Annotated in this window: 3 protein-coding genes; all 3 read right to left on the bottom strand. The window is 46.4% G+C overall.

Going from position 1 to position 2,717, the window contains the following annotated elements:
• A partial coding sequence (gene wecB, locus RMO79_RS07995; protein ID WP_310482587.1) for a non-hydrolyzing UDP-N-acetylglucosamine 2-epimerase occupies positions 1–1,067 on the bottom strand: 1,067 nt, incomplete at its 3' end.
• Positions 1,068–1,360: 293 nt separating this feature from the next.
• Positions 1,361–1,735: a hypothetical protein gene (locus RMO79_RS08000; protein WP_310482588.1), complete on the bottom strand. Its 375-nt coding sequence runs from the start codon at positions 1,733–1,735 to the stop codon at positions 1,361–1,363.
• A gap of 411 nt (positions 1,736–2,146) precedes the next feature.
• On the bottom strand, positions 2,147–2,717 hold a 571-nt coding region (locus RMO79_RS08005; RefSeq protein WP_310482589.1), incomplete at its 5' end, for a fasciclin domain-containing protein.

Below are 2,717 nucleotides of genomic sequence, written 5' to 3' on the forward strand. Positions count from 1 at the left end.
TGAGTCGATGCCGTGCCATCTCCAAAGGGGTTGATGGCTGTCGCCATCGCCTGATAAGCCTGGGGATTGCTAAGGAGTTCGCTGGCTGCGGCGGTAATTATGGCTGTATCCGTACCGACTAATTTCGCAGTTCCGCCCGTAACGGCTTCAGGACGCTCGGTAGTGTCGCGCAGTACTAAAACGGGTTTGCCCAAGCTAGGAGCCTCTTCCTGAATCCCCCCGGAGTCGGAGAGCAACAGATAACTGCGTTGGATGGCTCCGACGAGTTGACTGTAATCGAGCGGTTCGGTGAGAAAAACGCGGGGATGCTTGCCTAATATTTGGGTGAGGGGTTCGCGCACTGTCGGATTGCGATGTAGCGGTAATAGCAGTGCGGTATCGGGGAATTTTTCTAAGATCTGGAGCATTCCAGCCGCGATGCTGGCTAACGGTTCGCCCCAATTTTCGCGACGGTGTACTGTCGAGAGGATAACGCGATATTTGCCCCAGTCTAAGCCCGGAATATCGCAAGCAGGTTGCGATTTAGCGACGGTGAGGAGTGCATCGATGACGGTATTTCCAGTTTCGACAATTTTACCCGTTACGCCAGATTTATGGAGGTTTTTGACAGCTAGATCTGTGGGCGCGAAATGTAATTGAGCGATTTGGGAAATTAATCTGCGGTTGGCTTCTTCGGGAAAAGGATCGTAAATATTATCAGTCCGCAACCCAGCTTCAACATGTCCGATCGGGATTTGCTGGTAAAATGCAGCTAAAGCTGCCGCAAAAGCGGTGGTAGTATCGCCTTGAACGATGACTAGCTGGGGTTCGATTTCTTTAAATAATTTTTCTAATCCTTGTAAGCTGCGCTGGGTAATATCTGTGAGCGTCTGCTGATGCTGCATGATATCCAAATCTCGATCGGCTGTCAATCCAAAAATCTCCATCACCTGTGCTACCATCTCGCGATGTTGCCCGGTTAAAACTACCTGTGTCGTAAATTTGCTCGATGACTGAAATGTCCGAATCACAGGGGCTAATTTAATTGCTTCCGGACGAGTTCCGAGGGTAAAGCAGATCCGAATCATAAGCTAGTATTAGGTAATGAACGCTAAATCTTTGGGGGAGCCGCTTCATTCCGAGCGGAACGGTATGCGTTAGCGGAAGCCTGCGGTGTTCGCTTACGGAGAATTGTCAAATCTAGCTGGCGATCTCATCAGGGCTATCCGCGCCGAGATTTATCCTTAATTATCATCCCTCGCGGCACTCTTGCAGCTTGTTGGTTCTGGATGTCGATCGATTAGAATACAAAAAAGCTCGGATAATTATCCGAGCCGAGTACCAGACAGGTAAATTAACTAAAATCAACTAAATCTAAATTCTAAGCATCGATATCGCAAGTAAGCGGGCAAGTCGCATAGGTAGTCGTGCTGACTGGATTTGCATCGCCGTGCAACCAGCTCAACCAGCGAACTTCTTGAGGGTGAATGCCTTTAGCAGTCAGTAATGCCGCCCCTACTACTACAGCCAGAATATTGAGGACGATCGTGCCGCCAGCTACTAGTAAAACTGCACTAACTGGCAAAATGGGGTGCAAAGTAATCGACAGTAAAGCACCTATGGTAGCCATCAAGACAACTAATGGAAAGCCAACTACTAACAAGGTGACTGTCAACGCAAAACACCAAATTAAGAAGCTTTTAGCTGTAGCGACGTAACGGCTTTTACGAATTGTACGGTTTTGAGTTAATTGCATTTTGTTGGCTCCGGCTATCTAGATGGATACTGGCTAAAACTGCTATGTTTTGGTCAATCCCATATCGGGGATCGATTTAAGCTGGTGTTATTAATATAATTAATCCATCCCGGAAAAGGTGGCTCTGTTAAAAAAACTTTACATGATTATTAATCTAATCGATAATAAATGTCTGTGAAAATCTGCTAGTGGTTATTAATTCTTAGCAATGAATTCCAGAGGGGGTGAAACCATTCAAATAGATACGGTGAATCGCTTGTGGCTGCGGGCAATTGTGCGATAGCAAAAGGCACCCCTACTTGTTAACTGTGTAGGAGTGCCTTGCTTGGATACTTTAAAGATTGCCGCTATTGTGAAAATCTCGATTTTGATGAAAGATCGATTCCGATCTTTCATCATGAGTATTAATGCCTATTTACCTGGCATCAGCACGGTATCGATCGCATGAATGACTCCATTGCTAGCTTTGACATTAGCTAGAATCACCTTGGAATTGTTAATCGATACATTTTTGCCTTTGATTTTGACAGTCACGTTACCACCTTCAACAGTAGCGACTTTCTGGCCATTTTTGAGCAGGTTAGAAGTCACAGCACCAGAAATGACGTGGTAAGTGAGTACTTTTTTGAGTTGCTCTTTGTTTTCTGGTTTGAGTAAGTTTGCCAAAGTCGCTTTAGGGATTTTGGCAAACGCAGCATTTGTCGGTGCAAATACAGTGAAAGGGCCTTCACCAGCTAGCGTATCGACGAGATCTGCGGCTTTAAGTGCTTTAACTAAAGTCGTGAAATTTTTATTGCCAGCAGCAATGCTGACAATTGTTTTACCAGTAGGTGCTGCTGCTGGCGTGGTGGCAGGTTTAGTCATGCCACCAGGATTAGTCATCGAGCCACCATTGCTGGGAGTCGTTGTCGTTCCAGGTGTGGTAGTAGCAGGCGTAGTAGTTGGCGTAGCAGTCGGCGTGGTAGTGCTAGGAGTCGTTGTC

Source organism: Chamaesiphon sp. VAR_48_metabat_403 (genome assembly GCF_031422475.1).
GTDB lineage: Bacteria > Cyanobacteriota > Cyanobacteriia > Cyanobacteriales > Chamaesiphonaceae > Chamaesiphon.

Coding starts and splice junctions, on each gene's coding strand:
- RMO79_RS08000 (WP_310482588.1), bottom strand. CDS start 1,735: ATGCAATTAACTCAAAACCGTACAATTCGTAAAAGCCGTTACGTCGCT.